Source organism: Enterobacter sp. A103 (assembly GCF_034427535.1).
Taxonomy (GTDB): Bacteria; Pseudomonadota; Gammaproteobacteria; order Enterobacterales; family Enterobacteriaceae; genus Enterobacter; species Enterobacter asburiae_B.
On record NZ_JAXQPQ010000002.1, the window covers coordinates 638,024 to 655,006 of the forward strand.

17 protein-coding genes are annotated in these 16,983 nt (G+C 55.1%); 16 read left to right on the forward strand and 1 reads right to left on the reverse strand.

The window, feature by feature from the left end; genetic code table 11:
• The first annotated feature begins 142 nt into the window (after positions 1-142).
• The 5 genes from SPH27_RS08645 to rihA all read left to right on the forward strand — a co-directional run bounded on the left by SPH27_RS08645 (position 143) and on the right by rihA (position 4,405).
• A complete protein-coding gene (locus SPH27_RS08645) occupies positions 143-1,048 on the forward strand; it encodes an amino acid ABC transporter substrate-binding protein (protein WP_008501049.1) in 906 nt (301 codons plus the stop codon).
• A 155-nt stretch (positions 1,049-1,203) separates the two neighbouring features.
• On the forward strand, positions 1,204-1,944 hold the full coding sequence (locus SPH27_RS08650) for an amino acid ABC transporter permease (protein ID WP_023310756.1): 741 nt from the start codon (positions 1,204-1,206) through the stop codon (positions 1,942-1,944).
• On the forward strand, positions 1,944-2,618 hold the full coding sequence (gene gltK / locus SPH27_RS08655; protein WP_014883002.1) for a glutamate/aspartate ABC transporter permease GltK: 675 nt from the start codon (positions 1,944-1,946) through the stop codon (positions 2,616-2,618). The genes SPH27_RS08650 and gltK overlap by 1 nt, the downstream gene beginning before the upstream one ends.
• Entirely contained in the window at positions 2,618-3,343 is a 726-nt protein-coding gene (locus SPH27_RS08660; protein ID WP_014883001.1) for an amino acid ABC transporter ATP-binding protein, read from the forward strand. The genes gltK and SPH27_RS08660 overlap by 1 nt, the downstream gene beginning before the upstream one ends.
• A 120-nt stretch (positions 3,344-3,463) precedes the next feature.
• Entirely contained in the window at positions 3,464-4,405 is a 942-nt protein-coding gene (rihA, locus tag SPH27_RS08665) for a pyrimidine-specific ribonucleoside hydrolase RihA (RefSeq protein WP_045887719.1), read from the forward strand.
• A gap of 55 nt (positions 4,406-4,460) precedes the next feature.
• Here rihA and SPH27_RS08670 read toward each other — a convergent pair whose 3' ends face one another.
• On the reverse strand, positions 4,461-4,943 hold the full coding sequence (locus tag SPH27_RS08670) for a zinc ribbon-containing protein (protein ID WP_032661386.1): 483 nt from the start codon (positions 4,941-4,943) through the stop codon (positions 4,461-4,463).
• Between the two features lie 214 nt (positions 4,944-5,157).
• Between SPH27_RS08670 and leuS the strand changes: the two genes are divergently transcribed.
• The 11 genes from leuS (at position 5,158) to ybeD (ending at position 16,966) form a co-directional block, all read left to right on the forward strand.
• On the forward strand, positions 5,158-7,740 hold the full coding sequence (gene leuS, locus SPH27_RS08675; protein WP_033144930.1) for a leucine--tRNA ligase: 2,583 nt from the start codon (positions 5,158-5,160) through the stop codon (positions 7,738-7,740).
• 14 nt (positions 7,741-7,754) lie between these two features.
• Positions 7,755-8,324 carry an LPS assembly lipoprotein LptE gene (gene lptE / locus SPH27_RS08680; RefSeq protein WP_039261260.1) on the forward strand — a complete coding sequence of 190 codons (570 nt, stop codon included), beginning with the start codon at positions 7,755-7,757 and terminating at the stop codon, positions 8,322-8,324.
• Positions 8,324-9,355, forward strand: coding sequence for a DNA polymerase III subunit delta (gene holA / locus SPH27_RS08685; protein WP_182072433.1), 1,032 nt, complete (start codon positions 8,324-8,326; stop codon positions 9,353-9,355). The genes lptE and holA overlap by 1 nt, the downstream gene beginning before the upstream one ends.
• On the forward strand, positions 9,348-10,013 hold the full coding sequence (gene nadD / locus SPH27_RS08690) for a nicotinate-nucleotide adenylyltransferase (RefSeq protein WP_029740134.1): 666 nt from the start codon (positions 9,348-9,350) through the stop codon (positions 10,011-10,013). Before holA ends, nadD begins: the two co-directional genes overlap by 8 nt.
• 269 nt (positions 10,014-10,282) lie before the next feature.
• Positions 10,283-10,600: a ribosome silencing factor gene (gene rsfS / locus SPH27_RS08695; RefSeq protein WP_023334893.1), complete on the forward strand. Its 318-nt coding sequence runs from the start codon at positions 10,283-10,285 to the stop codon at positions 10,598-10,600.
• A 3-nt stretch (positions 10,601-10,603) separates the two neighbouring features.
• Positions 10,604-11,071, forward strand: a complete 468-nt coding sequence (gene rlmH / locus SPH27_RS08700) for a 23S rRNA (pseudouridine(1915)-N(3))-methyltransferase RlmH (RefSeq protein WP_023310748.1) — start codon at positions 10,604-10,606, stop codon at positions 11,069-11,071.
• 28 nt (positions 11,072-11,099) lie between these two features.
• Positions 11,100-13,001, forward strand: coding sequence for a peptidoglycan DD-transpeptidase MrdA (gene mrdA / locus SPH27_RS08705; RefSeq protein ID WP_032638848.1), 1,902 nt, complete (start codon positions 11,100-11,102; stop codon positions 12,999-13,001).
• 2 nt (positions 13,002-13,003) lie between these two features.
• Positions 13,004-14,116: a peptidoglycan glycosyltransferase MrdB gene (mrdB, locus tag SPH27_RS08710; protein ID WP_023310746.1), complete on the forward strand. Its 1,113-nt coding sequence runs from the start codon at positions 13,004-13,006 to the stop codon at positions 14,114-14,116.
• Positions 14,117-14,132: 16 nt separating this feature from the next.
• Positions 14,133-15,245, forward strand: coding sequence for an endolytic peptidoglycan transglycosylase RlpA (gene rlpA, locus SPH27_RS08715; RefSeq protein WP_182072423.1), 1,113 nt, complete (start codon positions 14,133-14,135; stop codon positions 15,243-15,245).
• A 139-nt stretch (positions 15,246-15,384) separates the two neighbouring features.
• On the forward strand, positions 15,385-16,596 hold the full coding sequence (dacA, locus tag SPH27_RS08720) for a D-alanyl-D-alanine carboxypeptidase DacA (RefSeq protein ID WP_032638844.1): 1,212 nt from the start codon (positions 15,385-15,387) through the stop codon (positions 16,594-16,596).
• Between the two features lie 106 nt (positions 16,597-16,702).
• On the forward strand, positions 16,703-16,966 hold the full coding sequence (gene ybeD / locus SPH27_RS08725; protein WP_006177135.1) for a DUF493 family protein YbeD: 264 nt from the start codon (positions 16,703-16,705) through the stop codon (positions 16,964-16,966).
• The last annotated feature ends 17 nt before the right edge of the window (positions 16,967-16,983 follow it).

Genomic DNA, 16,983 nt, shown 5'->3' on the forward strand with positions numbered 1-16,983 from the left:
ACAATAACGCAGCAAAATCTTTACATTAAGCCAGACTAAATGTTAACAAGCTTGCATAACACTGCACTCGCATTGCGCGAGATATAACAACATCACAATGGGTATCAATGCGTCGCTGGCGCTGATAAAAAAGGAGTTGGGTATGCAATTACGTAAACTGGCCACAGCAATGCTGGTTATGGGAATGTCTGCAGGCGTGGTTCACGCTGAAGATGCGCCTGCAGCAGGCAGCACTCTCGACAAGATTGCCAAAAACGGCGTCATCGTGGTCGGCCACCGTGAATCTTCTGTCCCGTTCTCTTACTACGACAACACGCAAAAAGTCGTGGGCTATTCACAGGATTACTCCAACGCCATCGTTGAAGCTGTGAAGAAAAAGCTGAACAAACCTGACCTGCAGGTGAAGCTGATCCCAATCACTTCACAGAACCGTATTCCACTGCTGCAAAACGGCACCTTTGACTTCGAGTGTGGCTCCACCACCAACAACCTCGAGCGTCAGAAACAGGCTGCCTTCTCTGACACCATCTTTGTCGTGGGCACTCGTCTGCTGACGAAGAAAGGCGGCGAGATCAAAGACTTCGCTGACCTGAAAGGCAAAGCGGTTGTTGTGACCTCCGGTACCACGTCAGAAGTGCTGCTGCATAAGCTGAACGACGAGAAGAAAATGGATATGCGCATCATCAGCGCGAAAGACCATGGCGACTCCTTCCGTACCCTGGAAAGCGGTCGTGCCGTCGCGTTTATGATGGATGACGCCCTGCTGGCGGGCGAACGTGCGAAAGCGAAGAAACCAGACAACTGGGATATCGTCGGTACCGCGCAGTCCAAAGAAGCCTACGGCTGTATGCTGCGTAAAGACGATCCGCAGTTCAAAAAGCTGATCGATGACACCATCGCTCAGGTGCAGACCTCCGGCGAAGCGGAAAAATGGTTCGACAAATGGTTCAAGAACCCGATTCCACCAAAAAACCTGAACATGAATTTTGAACTGTCTGACGACATGAAGGCGCTGTTCAAATCTCCAAATGACAAGGCTCTTAACTAATTAGAACTACAGGGGCGGGATCTCCTGCCCTCTCGATTGTCGGGAAGCATGGACAGACTATACGTTGAGTGGTCGTTCCCCACTCAGCGCGAAAAATGAGCTTCTCACCAATCTTCGAGGGTAGCGCTGCTACCCTTTTTTTTCTGGAGTTTATTATGTCAATAGACTGGAACTGGGGCATATTCCTGCAACAAGCCCCGTTCGGCAACACCACCTATCTTGGCTGGCTGTGGAGCGGCTTTCAGGTCACCGTGGCACTATCGATAACGGCGTGGATTATCGCGTTTCTTGTCGGTTCTCTGTTCGGTATTCTGCGCACCGTCCCTAACCGTTTTCTTTCAACGCTTGGCACCCTGTATGTGGAACTGTTCCGTAACGTTCCGCTGATCGTGCAATTCTTTACCTGGTATCTGGTCATCCCGGAACTGCTGCCGGAAAATATTGGCATGTGGTTCAAGTCGGAACTGGATCCGAACGTGCAGTTCTTTGTCTCCTCCATGATGTGTCTGGGGCTGTTTACCGCTGCGCGCGTTTGCGAGCAGGTGCGTGCCGCCATTCAGTCATTGCCGCGCGGACAAAAAAACGCGGGCCTGGCAATGGGCCTGACGCTGCCCCAAACCTACCGCTACGTGCTGCTGCCTAACGCCTACCGCGTTATCGTTCCACCGATGACCTCCGAGATGATGAACCTGGTGAAAAACTCGGCCATCGCCTCGACTATCGGCCTGGTCGACATGGCCGCGCAGGCGGGCAAGCTGCTGGATTATTCCGCTCACGCGTGGGAATCCTTCACCGCGATCACGCTCGCGTATGTTCTGATTAACGCTTTCATCATGCTGGTGATGAACCTGGTTGAACGCAAAATCCGCCTGCCGGGTAATCTGGGGGGCAAATAATGTACGAATTTGACTGGAGTTCTATCGTTCCATCCATGCCTTACCTGCTTGATGGCCTGGTGATTACCTTAAAAATCACCGTTATTGCCATCATCATTGGTATCGTCTGGGGCACCCTGCTGGCCGTCATGCGCCTGTCGAGCTTTAAGCCGCTCGCCTGGTTTGCGACCGCCTACGTTAACGTGTTCCGCTCCATCCCGCTGGTGATGGTGCTGCTGTGGTTTTACCTGATTGTGCCCGGCTTCCTGCAGAACGTGCTGGGGCTGTCGCCGAAAACCGATATCCGTCTGATCTCCGCCATGGTGGCGTTCTCAATGTTCGAGGCCGCTTACTACTCAGAAATTATCCGAGCGGGCATTCAGAGTATCTCCCGCGGGCAATCCAGCGCCGCGCTGGCACTGGGAATGACGCACTGGCAGTCCATGCAGCTTATTATTCTGCCGCAGGCGTTTCGCGCCATGGTTCCGCTCCTGCTGACCCAGGGTATCGTGCTGTTCCAGGATACCTCACTGGTCTATGTGCTGAGTCTGGCAGACTTCTTCCGTACCGCGTCAACCATCGGTGAACGTGATGGTACGCAGGTCGAGATGGTGCTCTTTGCGGGTGCGGTCTATTTTGTGATTAGTTTAAGCGCGTCGCTGTTGGTCAGCTGGCTGAAGAAAAGGACGGTATAATGATTTCCCTGAAAAATGTTTCTAAATGGTATGGGCACTTTCAGGTGCTGACCGACTGCTCCACCGAAGTCAAAAAAGGCGACGTGGTGGTGGTATGCGGGCCGTCCGGCTCCGGTAAATCGACGCTGATTAAAACCGTCAACGGACTGGAGCCGGTGCAGCAGGGTGAGATCGTTGTCAACGGCACCAAAGTCAACGATAAGAAAACCAACCTCGCCCAGCTTCGCTCTCACGTTGGCATGGTGTTCCAGCATTTTGAGCTGTTCCCTCACCTCTCCATTATTGAGAACCTGACGCTGGCGCAGGTAAAAGTGCTGAAGCGTGATAAAAAAGCGTCGCGCGAGAAAGGTCTGAAGCTCCTGGAACGCGTTGGGCTTTCGGCGCATGCCGATAAGTTCCCGGCACAGCTTTCTGGCGGCCAACAGCAGCGTGTGGCGATCGCCCGCGCGCTGTGTATGGATCCGGTGGCAATGCTGTTTGATGAGCCAACGTCGGCGCTCGATCCAGAGATGATCAACGAAGTGCTGGACGTAATGGTCGAACTGGCGCACGAAGGGATGACCATGATGGTGGTGACCCACGAAATGGGCTTTGCCCGTAAAGTGGCCAACCGCGTAATCTTTATGGACGAAGGGAAAATTGTCGAAGACTCACCGAAAGAAGAGTTCTTCGCTAACCCGAAATCAGAGCGTGCGAAAGATTTCCTCGCGAAAATCCTGCACTAATCTTCCCGGTGCGCAATCTGCGGATTGCGCACTGCTTCACGCTTTCACTCAGTTCCTCTCGTCGGCGTCACATTGCAGCGTTAACCTTGTCACAAAATAACGCTACGTATGGAGAACGCTATGGCACAGCCTATTATTCTCGATTGCGATCCGGGTCATGACGACGCGATCGCGCTCGTCCTCGCTCTTGCCTCCCCTGAACTCGAGGTAAAAGCCGTCACCTCGTCCGCCGGAAACCAGACGCCGGACAAAACCCTGCGCAACGTGCTGCGCATGCTCACGCTGCTCAAACGCACCGACATTCCTGTCGCCGGCGGGGCCGTGAAGCCGCTGATGCGCGAGCTGATTATTGCCGACAACGTTCATGGTGAAAGCGGGCTGGACGGTCCGGCACTGCCGGAGCCGGGTTTCACGCCGCAAAACTGTACCGCCGTGGAGCTGATGGCGAAGGTTCTACGTGAGAGTGCAGAACCGGTAACGCTGGTGGCAACCGGACCGCAAACCAACGTTGCGCTGCTGCTGAACAGCCATCCTGAGCTGCATAATAAAATTGCCCGAATTGTGATTATGGGCGGGGCCATGGGGCTGGGGAACTGGACGCCTGCGGCGGAGTTCAACATCTTTGTCGACCCGGAAGCCGCGGAAATCGTCTTCCAGTCCGGCTTACCAATTGTAATGGCGGGGCTGGACGTTACCCACCGCGCGCAGATTATGGCGGACGATATTGAGCGATTCCGCTCCGTGGGTAATACGGTCGCGACAACCGTGGCCGAGCTGCTCGACTTCTTTATGGAGTATCACAAAGCAGAGAAATGGGGCTTCCACGGCGCGCCGCTGCATGACCCGTGCACCATTGCCTGGCTACTGAAGCCGGAGATGTTCACTACGGTGGACAGATGGGTTGGTGTTGAGACGCAGGGAAAATACACCCAGGGAATGACGGTGGTGGATTACTACTCGCTGACGGGGAATAAACCGAATACCACGGTGATGGTGGACATCGACCGCGAGGCGTTTGTGGATTTGCTGGCGGAGAGACTGGCTTACTATTCTGCGGCCTGATGCCCTCACCCCCGCCCTCTCCCACGGGGAGAGGGAGCAGAGAGTTTTGCTTTTTTTATGGCTCAAACGGCCGACGCTGGAACTGATCGTGGCCGCATTTCGGACACAGCGGCAGGACATCCGGCGTATATACCGCAATATGATGGTGGCAATTCTCACATACCAGATTTCCCAAGCCGACCACCTCACCACTGTGATACACACCGTGATGGTTCAAATCCTGAAAGACCTCGCGCCACTCCAGCTGCGTTTTATCCGTGATGTCGGCCAGCTCTTGCCACAGGCTCTCTTTAATCACCCGCATAAAAACGCTGTCCGTGACCTCCTCCTGGCTCTCCTGGTAGCTGCGCGCGAACTCTTCCAGATCGCGACGCACGGCGCGCGTCACCTCTTCCACTTCGGTTCGCGTTAACTCACCCGTTTGCGTCACGCGGGCACGCGCCTGCTCCACCAGCGCGTCGATATCTCGCTCGCCGTTACGCAGCCGTTCCGTCAGTGTCGCCACCAGTTCGCGGTAAAATTGAGCAACCTTGTTCATCATTTTGCCTCCCGGGTAAGTAACTATTTCTAATAATAGACCTTATTTCATCGCCGCTTTGTCAGGTGAAGCACAGACCCGGTAAATTCCTGCAAAGCGCATTTGTGCGAAAGGCTGTTTTGACGCGGGCGTTTGGGCTATGCTATGCGGATCTGAATTACCACATCCATTGGCTACATTTGTAGCTGTATTGAAAACAGGACCACTGGCTGCCATGCAAGAGCAATACCGCCCGGAAGAGATAGAATCAAAAGTCCAGCAACACTGGGACGAGAAGCGCACCTTTGAAGTAACCGAAGACGAGAGCAAAGAGAAGTATTACTGCCTGTCGATGCTTCCCTATCCTTCTGGTCGACTACACATGGGCCATGTGCGTAACTACACCATCGGCGATGTGATTGCACGCTACCAGCGCATGCTGGGCAAAAACGTTCTGCAGCCTATCGGCTGGGATGCGTTCGGTCTGCCTGCGGAAGGCGCGGCGGTCAAAAACAACACCGCACCGGCACCGTGGACGTACGACAACATCGCGTACATGAAAAACCAGCTCAAAATGCTGGGCTTTGGCTATGACTGGAGCCGCGAGCTGGCAACCTGTACTCCGGAATACTATCGCTGGGAGCAGAAGTTCTTCACCGAGCTGTACAAAAAAGGCCTGGTATATAAGAAGACCTCTGCCGTTAACTGGTGTCCGAACGACCAGACCGTTCTCGCGAACGAACAGGTTATCGACGGCTGCTGCTGGCGCTGTGACACCAAAGTTGAGCGTAAAGAGATCCCACAGTGGTTTATCAAAATCACCGCTTACGCTGATGAGCTGCTGAACGATCTGGATAACCTCGACCACTGGCCAGATACCGTTAAGACCATGCAGCGCAACTGGATCGGCCGTTCTGAAGGCGTGGAGATTACCTTCAACGTTGAGAACTATGACCAGACCCTGACTGTCTACACCACCCGCCCGGACACCTTCATGGGCGCGACCTACCTGGCCGTAGCCGCAGGTCACCCGCTGGCGCAGAAAGCGGCAGAGAACAACCCGGAGCTGGCCACCTTCATCGACGAGTGCCGCAACACCAAAGTGGCCGAAGCCGACATGGCGACGATGGAGAAAAAAGGCGTCGCGACAGGCTTCTATGCGAAGCATCCACTGACTGGCGAAGCGATCCCTGTCTGGGCAGCGAACTTCGTGCTGATGGAGTACGGTACAGGCGCGGTAATGGCCGTTCCGGGCCACGATCAGCGCGACTACGAGTTTGCCACCAAATACAGCCTGCCGATTAAAGCCGTTATTCTGGCCGCCGATGGTTCTGAACCCGACCTGTCCGAACAAGCGCTGACCGAAAAAGGCACCCTGTTCAACTCCGGTGAATTCAGCGGCCTGAGCTTCGAAGAGGGCTTCAACGCCATCGCCGATAAGCTGGCCTCTCTGGGCGTAGGCGAGCGTAAAGTTAACTTCCGTCTGCGCGACTGGGGCGTGTCCCGTCAGCGTTACTGGGGCGCGCCAATCCCAATGGTGACGCTGGAAGATGGCACCGTGATGCCAACGCCGGAAGATCAGCTCCCGGTGATCCTGCCGGAAGACGTGGTCATGGACGGTATCACCAGCCCGATCAAAGCCGATCCTGAGTGGGCAAAAACCACCGTCAACGGTCAGCCTGCGCTGCGTGAAACCGACACCTTTGACACCTTTATGGAGTCATCCTGGTACTATGCGCGCTACACCTGCCCGCAGTATCAGGACGGTATGCTCGATTCCGATGCGGCAAACTACTGGCTGCCGGTTGATATCTATATCGGCGGCATCGAACACGCCATCATGCACCTGCTCTACTTCCGCTTCTTCCACAAACTGATGCGCGATGCAGGCATGGTGAACTCTGACGAACCAGCAAAACAGCTGCTGTGTCAGGGCATGGTACTGGCAGATGCGTTCTATTACGTCGGTGCCAACGGCGAGCGTAACTGGGTTTCTCCGGTTGATGCGATCGTCGAGCGCGACGAGAAAGGCCGTATCGTTAAGGCGAAAGACGCCGAAGGTCATGAACTGGTCTATACCGGCATGAGCAAGATGTCTAAGTCGAAAAACAACGGCATCGATCCGCAGGTAATGGTTGAGCGTTACGGTGCGGACACCGTGCGTCTGTTCATGATGTTTGCCTCTCCGGCCGACATGACCCTGGAATGGCAGGAGTCCGGCGTGGAAGGGGCGAACCGCTTCCTGAAACGCGTCTGGAAACTGGTTTACGAACACACTGCACTGGGCGATGCCCCGGCGCTGAACGCCGCCGCACTGACTGAAGATCAGCAGGCGCTGCGTCGCGATGTTCATAAAACGATTGCGAAAGTGACCGATGATATTGGTCGTCGTCAGACCTTCAATACCGCAATTGCGGCTATTATGGAACTGATGAACAAGCTGGCGAAGGCTCCGCAGGACGGCGAGCAGGATCGTGCCTTAATGCGTGAAGCGCTGCTGGCCGTCGTTCGCATGCTGAACCCGTTCACTCCGCACGTCAGCTTCACCCTGTGGCAGGAGCTGAAAGGCGAAGGCGATATTGACAACGCGCCGTGGCCGCAGGCTGACGAAGCCGCGATGGTGGAAAACACGACGCTGGTTGTGGTCCAGGTAAACGGCAAAGTCCGCGGTAAAATTACCGTGGCGGTCGATGCAACCGAAGAACAGGTTCGCGAGCGCGCGGGCCAGGAACCTCTGGTCGCAAAATATCTTGAGGGCGTTACCGTACGTAAAGTGATCTACGTACCGGGTAAACTGCTCAATCTGGTCGTTGGCTAAGCGCGGGAGGAAACGTGCGACAACTGGCAACAATACTCTTATCACTGGCGGTGCTTGTTACCGCTGGCTGTGGCTGGCACCTGCGCAATACCACGGCGGTGCCTGCTGAGATGAAAACGATGATTTTCGACTCATCGGATCCGAATGGTCCACTCAGCCGGGCAGTTCGTAATCAGCTGCGTCTGAACGGCGTTGAGCTTGTTGAGAAACAAACGCTGCGCCAGGATGTACCGTCTCTGCGTATCATCGGAGGAGGTCTGTCGAGAGATACGGCCTCAATCTTCCAGGACGGTCGTACAGCTGAATATCAGATGGTGCTGACGGTCAACGCAGCGGTCCTGATCCCGGGTAAAGACATCTATCCGATCAGCACGAAAGTGTTCCGTTCGTTCTTCGATAACCCGCAGACGGCGTTGGCAAAAGATGCCGAACAGCAGATTATCATCAACGAAATGTACGACAAGGCGGCGGAACAGCTGATCCGTAAACTGCCAGGTATTGCAGCGTCTACCCGACAAGGCTCTGACATTGTTGAAAAACCGGTTGCTGGCACGCTTCCTGCTGCTAACTCTCTGGGTAAATGATGATCAGGCTGTATCCTGAACAACTCCGCGCGCAGCTCAAAGAAGGGCTGCGCGCGGCGTATCTGCTTCTTGGAAACGATCCGTTATTGCTTCAGGAAAGCCTGGATGCCGTGCGGCATGAAGCCGCCTCTCAGGGCTTCGATGAACACCACACCGTCCAGCTGGATAACAACACCGACTGGAATGCCCTCTTCTCACTCTGTCAGGCGATGAGCCTTTTTGCGTCGCGCCAGACAATTCAGATCCTGCTGCCGGAGAACGGCCCTAACGCGGCCATCAATGAACAGCTGGCCACGCTGGTCAGCCTGCTTCACAGCGATCTGCTACTGATTGTGCGCGGCAACAAGCTCACCAAAGCGCAGGAAAATGCGGCGTGGTTCACCCAACTCGCAGCCCACGCGGTGCAGGTCACCTGTCAGACGCCTGAACAGGCGCATCTGCCCAAATGGGTGGCAGCGAGAGCGAAGCAGAACAACCTTCAGCTGGATGATGCGGCGAACCAACTGCTCTGCTACTGCTATGAAGGTAACCTGCTGGCCCTGGCGCAGGCGCTGGACAGACTCTCCCTGCTCTGGCCGGATGGCAAGCTGACCTTGCCGCGCGTCGAGCAGGCCGTTAACGACGCGGCGCACTTCACGCCGTTCCACTGGGTGGACGCGCTGCTGTCGGCGAAAAGCAAACGCGCCATGCATATTCTGCAACAGCTGCGTCTCGAAGGGAGCGAACCGGTTATTCTGCTGCGTACGCTGCAGCGCGAGTTGCTGCTGCTGATTACGCTCAAGCGTCAGTCTGCCCATACGCCGCTGCGTTCGCTGTTTGATAAACACCGCGTGTGGCAAAATCGCCGGGCTTTGATCACCGAAGCCGTCAACCGCCTGAGTCATGAACAGCTTCGTCAGGCAGTGCAGCTTCTGATGCGCGCTGAGCTCACGTTAAAACAAGATTATGGCCAGTCGGTCTGGGCGGAGCTGGAAAGTCTTTCTCTCCTGCTCTGCCACAAGGCGCTGGCAGACGTTTTTATTGATGGATAGCATGCATTCTTTACAGGCCTTATATGGCGGCACCTTCGACCCGGTACATTACGGGCATCTGAAGCCGGTTGAAATTCTGGCAAATCTGATCGGCCTTCAGCGCGTCACCATCATGCCCAACAATGTCCCGCCCCATCGTCCACAACCCGAGGCGACCAGCGAGCAGCGAAAAGAGATGCTTGCCCTTGCCATCGCAGATAAACCGCTATTCCGACTTGACGAGCGTGAGCTGCGTCGCGACACGCCCTCCTGGACGTCTCAGACGCTTCAGGAGTGGCGCGCCGAACAAGGGCCAGACCAGCCGCTTGCCTTTATCATCGGCCAGGATTCTCTGCTGAATTTCCCTACGTGGCATCAGTATGAAACCATCCTGGAGAACAGCCATCTGCTCGTCTGCCGCCGTCCCGGCTATCCGCTGACCATGCGCGAAGAGCAGTACCAGCAGTGGCTGGAAGACCACCTCACCGATAATGTTGAAGATCTTCACAACCAGCCTGCCGGGAAGATCTATCTGGCGGAAACGCCGTGGTTTGATATCTCTGCAACCCTCATTCGCGAGCGTTTACAGCAGGGTTTAGCGTGTGACGATCTGCTGCCGACCCCGGTGCTGGCCTATATCCATGCGCACGGTTTGTATCAGAAAAGCGCAGATGAATAGCCGGAGAGCATAAAAAGCGGCTTATTGTTTATCCCGCCTTGACAGGGTAAGCCATACTGTTATTCTCCGCTGCCAGACTTTCCCGCCGATCATTGCTTTACAGAAATTGTTTTACAAAAATGGCAATGCAATCTCAGGCGGAGGGTGGGATGATACCCGCCTTCAAAAGCCCGGCCGGAGACATTTGTCCCGACGCAGGCGTGAGTTCAGGTATACTGTCTGGCTACGAATTCAAAGTTTTACAATCTCATTCACCCCAGGGGGAAAACTTGCAGGGTAAAGCACTCCAGGATTTTGTTATTGACAAAATTGATGACCTGAAAGGTCAGGACATCATCGCTATCGACGTTAAGGGTAAATCCAGTATTACCGACTGCATGATCATCTGCACCGGTACATCGACGCGTCATGTTGTTTCAATTGCCGATCACGTGGTTCAGGAATCGCGTGCAGCAGGGCTGTTGCCGCTGGGTGTTGAAGGTGAAGCGACGGCTGACTGGGTGGTAGTCGACCTCGGCGATGTGATTGTCCACGTCATGCAGGACGAGAGCCGTCGCCTGTATGAGCTGGAAAAACTCTGGGGTTAATGCGTGAAGTTACAGCTGGTCGCCGTCGGCACCAAAATGCCGGACTGGGTACAAACCGGTTTTACTGAATATCTGCGTCGTTTTCCAAAAGACATGCCGTTCGAGCTGGTGGAAATTCCCGCCGGGAAGCGCGGCAAGAACGCTGATATCAAACGTATTCTCGATAAAGAGGGCGAACTGATGCTGGCTGCCGCTGGCAAAAACCGCATCGTCACCCTCGATATTCCAGGTAAACCCTGGGATACGCCGCAGCTGGCACAAGAACTGGAGCGCTGGAAGCAGGATGGCCGTGACGTCAGTCTGTTGATTGGCGGACCAGAAGGGTTATCCCCTGCCTGCAAAGCAGCGGCTGAACAAAGTTGGTCCCTCTCCGCGCTGACGCTTCCCCACCCGCTCGTTCGGGTACTGGTGGCAGAAAGCCTGTATCGCGCGTGGAGCATTACTACCAACCACCCCTATCACCGCGAGTAATGACTGACCAGGGTAGATTAAGCAGCGGATGAAACTACAGAATTCTTTTCGCGACTATACGGCTGAGTCCGCGCTGTTTGTGCGCCGGGCGCTGGTCGCCTTTACCGGGATTTTGCTGCTTACCGGCGTGCTGATCGCCAACCTCTATAATCTGCAAATTGTCCGCTTTACCGACTACCAGACGCGTTCAAACGAAAACCGCATTAAGCTGGTGCCTATCGCACCCAGCCGCGGCATTATTTACGATCGTAACGGCACCCCGCTGGCGTTGAACCGCACCATCTATCAAATCGAGATGATGCCGGAAAAAGTCGATAATGTTCAGGATACGCTGGAAGCGCTGAAAAGCGTTGTAGACCTTAACGATGACGATATCGCGGCGTTTAAAAAAGAGCGCGCCCGCTCTCACCGCTTCACCTCGATTCCGGTTAAAACCAATCTTACGGAAGTCCAGGTGGCCCGCTTTGCGGTGAATCAGTACCGTTTCCCCGGCGTGGAAGTGAAGGGATATAAGCGTCGCTACTATCCCTACGGCTCCGCGCTGACGCATGTGATTGGCTACGTTTCCAAGATTAATGACAAAGACGTCGACCGCCTTGATAAAGACGGCAAGCTGGCCAACTACGCTGCTACTCACGATATCGGTAAGCTGGGGATCGAACGTTACTACGAAGACGTTCTGCACGGGCAAACCGGCTATGAAGAGGTTGAGGTTAACAACCGCGGCCGCGTGATCCGTCAGCTAAAAGAAGTGCCGCCTCAGGCGGGGCATGACGTCTATCTGACGCTCGACCTCAAACTTCAGCAGTATATCGAAACCCTGCTGGCGGGTAGCCGTGCAGCCGTTGTGGTCACCGATCCTCGTACCGGCGGCATCCTGGCAATGGTCTCCATGCCTAGCTATGACCCGAACCTCTTTGTTGACGGCATTTCCAGTAAAGACTATTCCGGTCTGCTGAATGACCCTAACACGCCGCTGGTCAACCGCGCGACGCAAGGGGTTTACCCGCCGGCATCCACGGTTAAACCGTACGTGGCGGTCTCTGCGCTGAGTGCCGGCGTCATCAACCGTAATACCAGCCTGTTTGACCCGGGGTGGTGGCAGCTGCCGGGTTCAGATAAGCGCTATCGTGACTGGAAAAAATGGGGCCACGGTCATCTCAACGTCACCAAATCGCTGGAAGAATCTGCGGATACCTTCTTCTATCAGGTGGCGTATGACATGGGTATCGACCGCCTGTCAGAGTGGATGAGCAAATTCGGCTACGGGCATTACACCGGCGTGGACCTTTCAGAAGAACGTTCTGGCAACATGCCAACGCGTGAATGGAAGCTGAAGCGCTTTAAAAAACCGTGGTATCAGGGTGACACCATTCCGGTAGGTATCGGTCAGGGCTACTGGACGGCAACGCCGCTTCAGATGAACAAGGCCATGATGATCCTCATCAATGACGGCGTGGTAAAAGTGCCGCATCTGCTACAGAGCACGGTTGAAGACGGCAAAAAAGTACCGTGGAACCAGCCGCACGAGGCCCCGGTGGGTGACATCCATTCCGGCTTCTGGGAAATTGCGAAAGACGGTATGTACGGCGTGGCAAACCGCCCGAACGGTACCGCGCATAAGTACTTCGCCGGTACGCCGTACAAAGTGGCCGCGAAATCCGGTACTGCGCAGGTGTTTGGTCTGAAAGCCAACGAAACCTATAACGCGCACCGCATTGCTGAACGTCTTCGTGACCATAAGCTGATGACGGCGTTTGCCCCTTATGATAACCCGCAGGTCGCGGTGGCGATGATTCTGGAGAACGGCGGTGCCGGGCCAGCAGTAGGGACCATCATGCGCCAGATCCTTGACCACATTATGCTGGGTGATAACAACACCGAACTGCCGGCTGAAAACCCGGCCGCCGCTGCGGCGGAGGACCAATAATCATGACGGATAATCCAAATAAAAAATCGCTGTGGGATAAAATCCACATCGACCCAGCCATGCTGCTGATCCTGCTGGCTCTGCTGGTGTACAGCGCCCTGGTTATCTGGAGCGCCAGCGGCCAGGACATCGGCATGATGGAGCGCAAAATCGGCCAGATCGCCATGGGTCTGATCATCATGGTGGTGATGGCGCAAATCCCGCCGCGCGTCTACGAAGGCTGGGCGCCCTATCTCTACATCTTCTGTATTATTTTGCTGGTTGCGGTAGATGCGTTTGGTGCCATTTCAAAAGGGGCGCAGCGCTGGCTGGATCTGGGCGTTGTCCGCTTCCAGCCCTCGGAAATTGCCAAAATCGCCGTTCCATTGATGGTGGCACGCTTTATCAACCGCGACGTCTGTCCACCGTCGCTGAAAAACACCGCCATCGCGCTGGTGCTGATTTTCCTGCCGACGCTGCTGGTTGCGGCGCAGCCTGACCTTGGCACCTCAATTCTTATCGCCCTTTCCGGCCTGTTTGTCCTTTTCCTGTCGGGACTGAGCTGGCGCCTGATTGGTATCGCGGTGGTGCTGATTGCAGCGTTCATTCCTATCCTCTGGTTCTTCCTGATGCATGATTACCAGCGCCAGCGCGTCATGATGCTGCTCGATCCGGAAACCGATCCGCTGGGCGCGGGCTATCATATTATTCAGTCCAAGATTGCGATTGGCTCCGGCGGCCTGCGCGGTAAAGGCTGGCTGCACGGCACGCAGTCGCAGCTGGAATTTTTACCGGAACGCCACACCGACTTTATCTTCGCCGTACTGGCGGAAGAGCTGGGGCTGGTTGGCATCTTAATATTGCTGGCGCTGTACGTACTGCTGATCATGCGGGGATTGTGGATTGCAGCACGCGCGCAAACCACTTTTGGTCGCGTCATGGCTGGCGGGTTGATGCTGATTTTATTCGTTTATGTCTTCGTAAATATTGGTATGGTGAGTGGTATTCTGCCGGTGGTAGGCGTACCGCTGCCGCTGGTGAGTTACGGAGGCTCGGCACTGATCGTGTTGATGGCCGGGTTTGGTATCGTGATGTCGATCCATACCCACAGAAAAATGTTGTCAAAAAGCGTATAAAAATAAGGGGTTCGGAATGCGTAAGCAGTGGCTGGGGATCTGCATCGTGGCAAGTTTACTTGCGGCCTGCACAAGTGATGATGGTCAGCAACAGGCAACCGTCGCGCCGCCGCAGCCTGCGGTGTGTAATGGCCCGATCGTTGAAATCAGCGGTGCCGATCCCGTTTATGAACCGCTGAATGCCAGTGCCAATCAGGATTACCAGCGCGACGGCAAAAGCTATAAAATTGTTCAGGATCCTTCCCGTTTCAGTCAGGCGGGCTTTGCCGCCATTTATGATGCCGAGCCGGGCAGTAACCTGACGGCTTCCGGGGAAGCGTTCGACCCAATGCAGCTAACGGCAGCACACCCGACGCTGCCGATCCCGAGCTACGCTCGTATCACCAACCTGGCGAATGGCCGTATGATCGTCGTGCGTATCAACGACCGTGGTCCTTACGGGAATGACCGGGTGATTTCCCTCTCGCGCGCGTCTGCCGATCGCCTGAACACCTCAAACAACACCAAAGTCCGTATTGACCCGATTATCGTCGCACAGGATGGTTCGCTCTCCGGGCCGGGTACCGCGTGTACGACGGTGGCAAAACAGACCTATGCCCTTCCTGACCGCCCAAATCTTGACGGCGGAATGGGAAGCGTCTCGTCTCCGGCAGAGCCTGCTCAGCCGGGGGGAGAAATACGCCCGATCAGCAATGACACGCTGCAAAGCGAGGATTCTACCGGCGCGCCGGTAAAGAGTAGTGGCTTTCTTGGCGCACCGACGACCTTAGCCTCGGGCGTGCTGGAAGGCAGTGAGCCGACTCCAGCCCCTGCTCCCGTTGCGGCACCAGTAACCCAGCCGGCTCCCGTAACGGCGCCTGCAGCCACGCAAAGTGCGGTGGTAGCGGCTCCAGCAGCGGCCAGCGGCAGCTATGTGGTTCAGGTAGGCGCAGTGAGCGATCAGGCCCGTGCCAGGCAGTATCAACAGCGTCTGAGCCAGCAGTTTGGCGTACCGGGACGCGTTGAGCAGAACGGCGCGGTCTGGCGCATTCAGATGGGGCCGTTTGCCAGCAAATCGCAGGCCGCGTCCCTGCAGCAGCGTCTGCAGAATGAAGCTCAACTTCAGTCATTTATCGCTGTTGCGAAATAATTAACCGGCGGTATCCGAATTGTCAGTTAGTGTAAAACACATTCACAAACTCATGCTTAAAGTCGGATGCCTGCCTGAATAGCATTTGCTATAGTAAGGCACTTTTTTTAATTCCATCACGGATGTCGTAGTTCTGACCATGAAGACCACTTTTTCTGCTCGTTTTGTGCAGCGCATGGCGCTGACCACGGCCCTTTGCGCTGCTGCGCTCTCTGCAGCTCACGCCGATGACCTGAATATCAAGACCATGATCCCTGGCGTTCCGCAAATCGACGCGGAATCCTACATCCTGATCGATTACAACTCTGGCAAAGTGCTGGCAGAACAGAATGCCGATGCCCGCCGTGACCCGGCCAGCCTGACCAAAATGATGACCAGCTACGTTATCGGCCAGGCGATGAAGGCAGGTAAATTCAAAGAATCGGATCTGGTCACCATCGGTAACGATGCGTGGGCGACCGGGAACCCTGTTTTCAAAGGTTCCTCTCTGATGTTCCTGAAGCCGGGTATGCAGGTTCCTGTTTCCCAGCTGATTCGCGGTATCAACCTGCAGTCTGGTAACGATGCCTGCGTGGCGATGGCCGACTTCGCCGCCGGTAGCCAGGATGCCTTCGTGGGCCTGATGAACAGCTACGTTAACGCGCTGGGTCTGAAAAACAGCCATTTCCAGACCGTACACGGACTGGACGCAGACGGTCAGTACAGCTCCGCACGTGACATGGCCCTGATTGGTCAGGCGCTGATCCGCGATGTACCGAATGAATACTCTATCTATAAAGAAAAAGAGTTCACCTTCAACGGTATTCGTCAGACCAACCGTAACGGCCTGCTGTGGGATAACAGCCTGAACGTTGACGGCATCAAAACTGGCCACACCGATAAAGCGGGCTACAACCTGGTGGCCTCTGCCACTGAAGGTCAGATGCGTCTGATCTCTGCCGTGATGGGCGGCCGCACCTTTAAAGGTCGTGAAACAGAAAGCAAGAAACTGCTGACCTGGGGCTTCCGCTTCTTCGAAACCGTGAACCCACTGAAAGCAGGGAAAGAGTTTGCGTCTGAACCCGTCTGGTTCGGCGACAACGACCGTGCTTCTCTCGGCGTTGATAAAGATCTCTACCTGACCATTCCACGCGGTCGCATGAAGGATCTGAAAGCCAGCTACGTGCTGAACAGCACCGAGCTGCATGCCCCGCTGCAGAAAAACCAGGTTGTGGGTACGATCAACTTCCAGCTGGATGGAAAAACAATCGATCAGCGTCCGCTGGTTGTTCTGCAAGAAATTCCTGAAGGCAATTTCTTCGGCAAAATCATTGATTACATTAAATTGATGTTCCACCACTGGTTTGGTTAAAAATTGAACACTTGAAAGTGTGATTTTGATCCCCATATACTAAGTATCCTGATAACTCCCACCTGACGTGGGAGTTATTATTTTTTGACGTTACGCCGGAGCTGACATGAAAACCAAACTTAACGAACTGCTTGAATTCCCAACCTCATTTACCTACAAAGTAATGGGTCTGGCGAAACCTGAGCTGGTTGATCAGGTGGTTGAAGTGGTACAGCGCCATGCGCCGGGTGACTACTCTCCGTCAGTAAAACCAAGCAGCAAGGGCAACTACCACTCGGTTTCTATTACCATCACTGCGACACATATTGAGCAGGTGGAAACGCTGTACGAAGAGCTCGGCAATATCGAAATTGTTCGTATGGTGCTGTAGTCCCTTTGCGGTTACCC

Bases quoted from the DNA above. Each gene is read 5' to 3' on its own strand.
- rlpA (WP_182072423.1), top strand. From the start codon at position 14,133: ATGCGTAAGCAGTGGCTGGGGATCTGCATCGTGGCAAGTTTACTTGCG.
- holA (WP_182072433.1), top strand. From the start codon at position 8,324: ATGATCAGGCTGTATCCTGAACAACTCCGCGCGCAGCTCAAAGAAGGG.
- leuS (WP_033144930.1), top strand. From the start codon at position 5,158: ATGCAAGAGCAATACCGCCCGGAAGAGATAGAATCAAAAGTCCAGCAA.
- ybeD (WP_006177135.1), top strand. From the start codon at position 16,703: ATGAAAACCAAACTTAACGAACTGCTTGAATTCCCAACCTCATTTACC.
- mrdB (WP_023310746.1), top strand. From the start codon at position 13,004: ATGACGGATAATCCAAATAAAAAATCGCTGTGGGATAAAATCCACATC.
- rihA (WP_045887719.1), top strand. From the start codon at position 3,464: ATGGCACAGCCTATTATTCTCGATTGCGATCCGGGTCATGACGACGCG.
- dacA (WP_032638844.1), top strand. From the start codon at position 15,385: ATGAAGACCACTTTTTCTGCTCGTTTTGTGCAGCGCATGGCGCTGACC.
- SPH27_RS08670 (WP_032661386.1), bottom strand. From the start codon at position 4,943: ATGAACAAGGTTGCTCAATTTTACCGCGAACTGGTGGCGACACTGACG.
- nadD (WP_029740134.1), top strand. From the start codon at position 9,348: ATGGATAGCATGCATTCTTTACAGGCCTTATATGGCGGCACCTTCGAC.
- SPH27_RS08660 (WP_014883001.1), top strand. From the start codon at position 2,618: ATGATTTCCCTGAAAAATGTTTCTAAATGGTATGGGCACTTTCAGGTG.
- SPH27_RS08650 (WP_023310756.1), top strand. From the start codon at position 1,204: ATGTCAATAGACTGGAACTGGGGCATATTCCTGCAACAAGCCCCGTTC.
- SPH27_RS08645 (WP_008501049.1), top strand. From the start codon at position 143: ATGCAATTACGTAAACTGGCCACAGCAATGCTGGTTATGGGAATGTCT.
- gltK (WP_014883002.1), top strand. From the start codon at position 1,944: ATGTACGAATTTGACTGGAGTTCTATCGTTCCATCCATGCCTTACCTG.
- mrdA (WP_032638848.1), top strand. From the start codon at position 11,100: ATGAAACTACAGAATTCTTTTCGCGACTATACGGCTGAGTCCGCGCTG.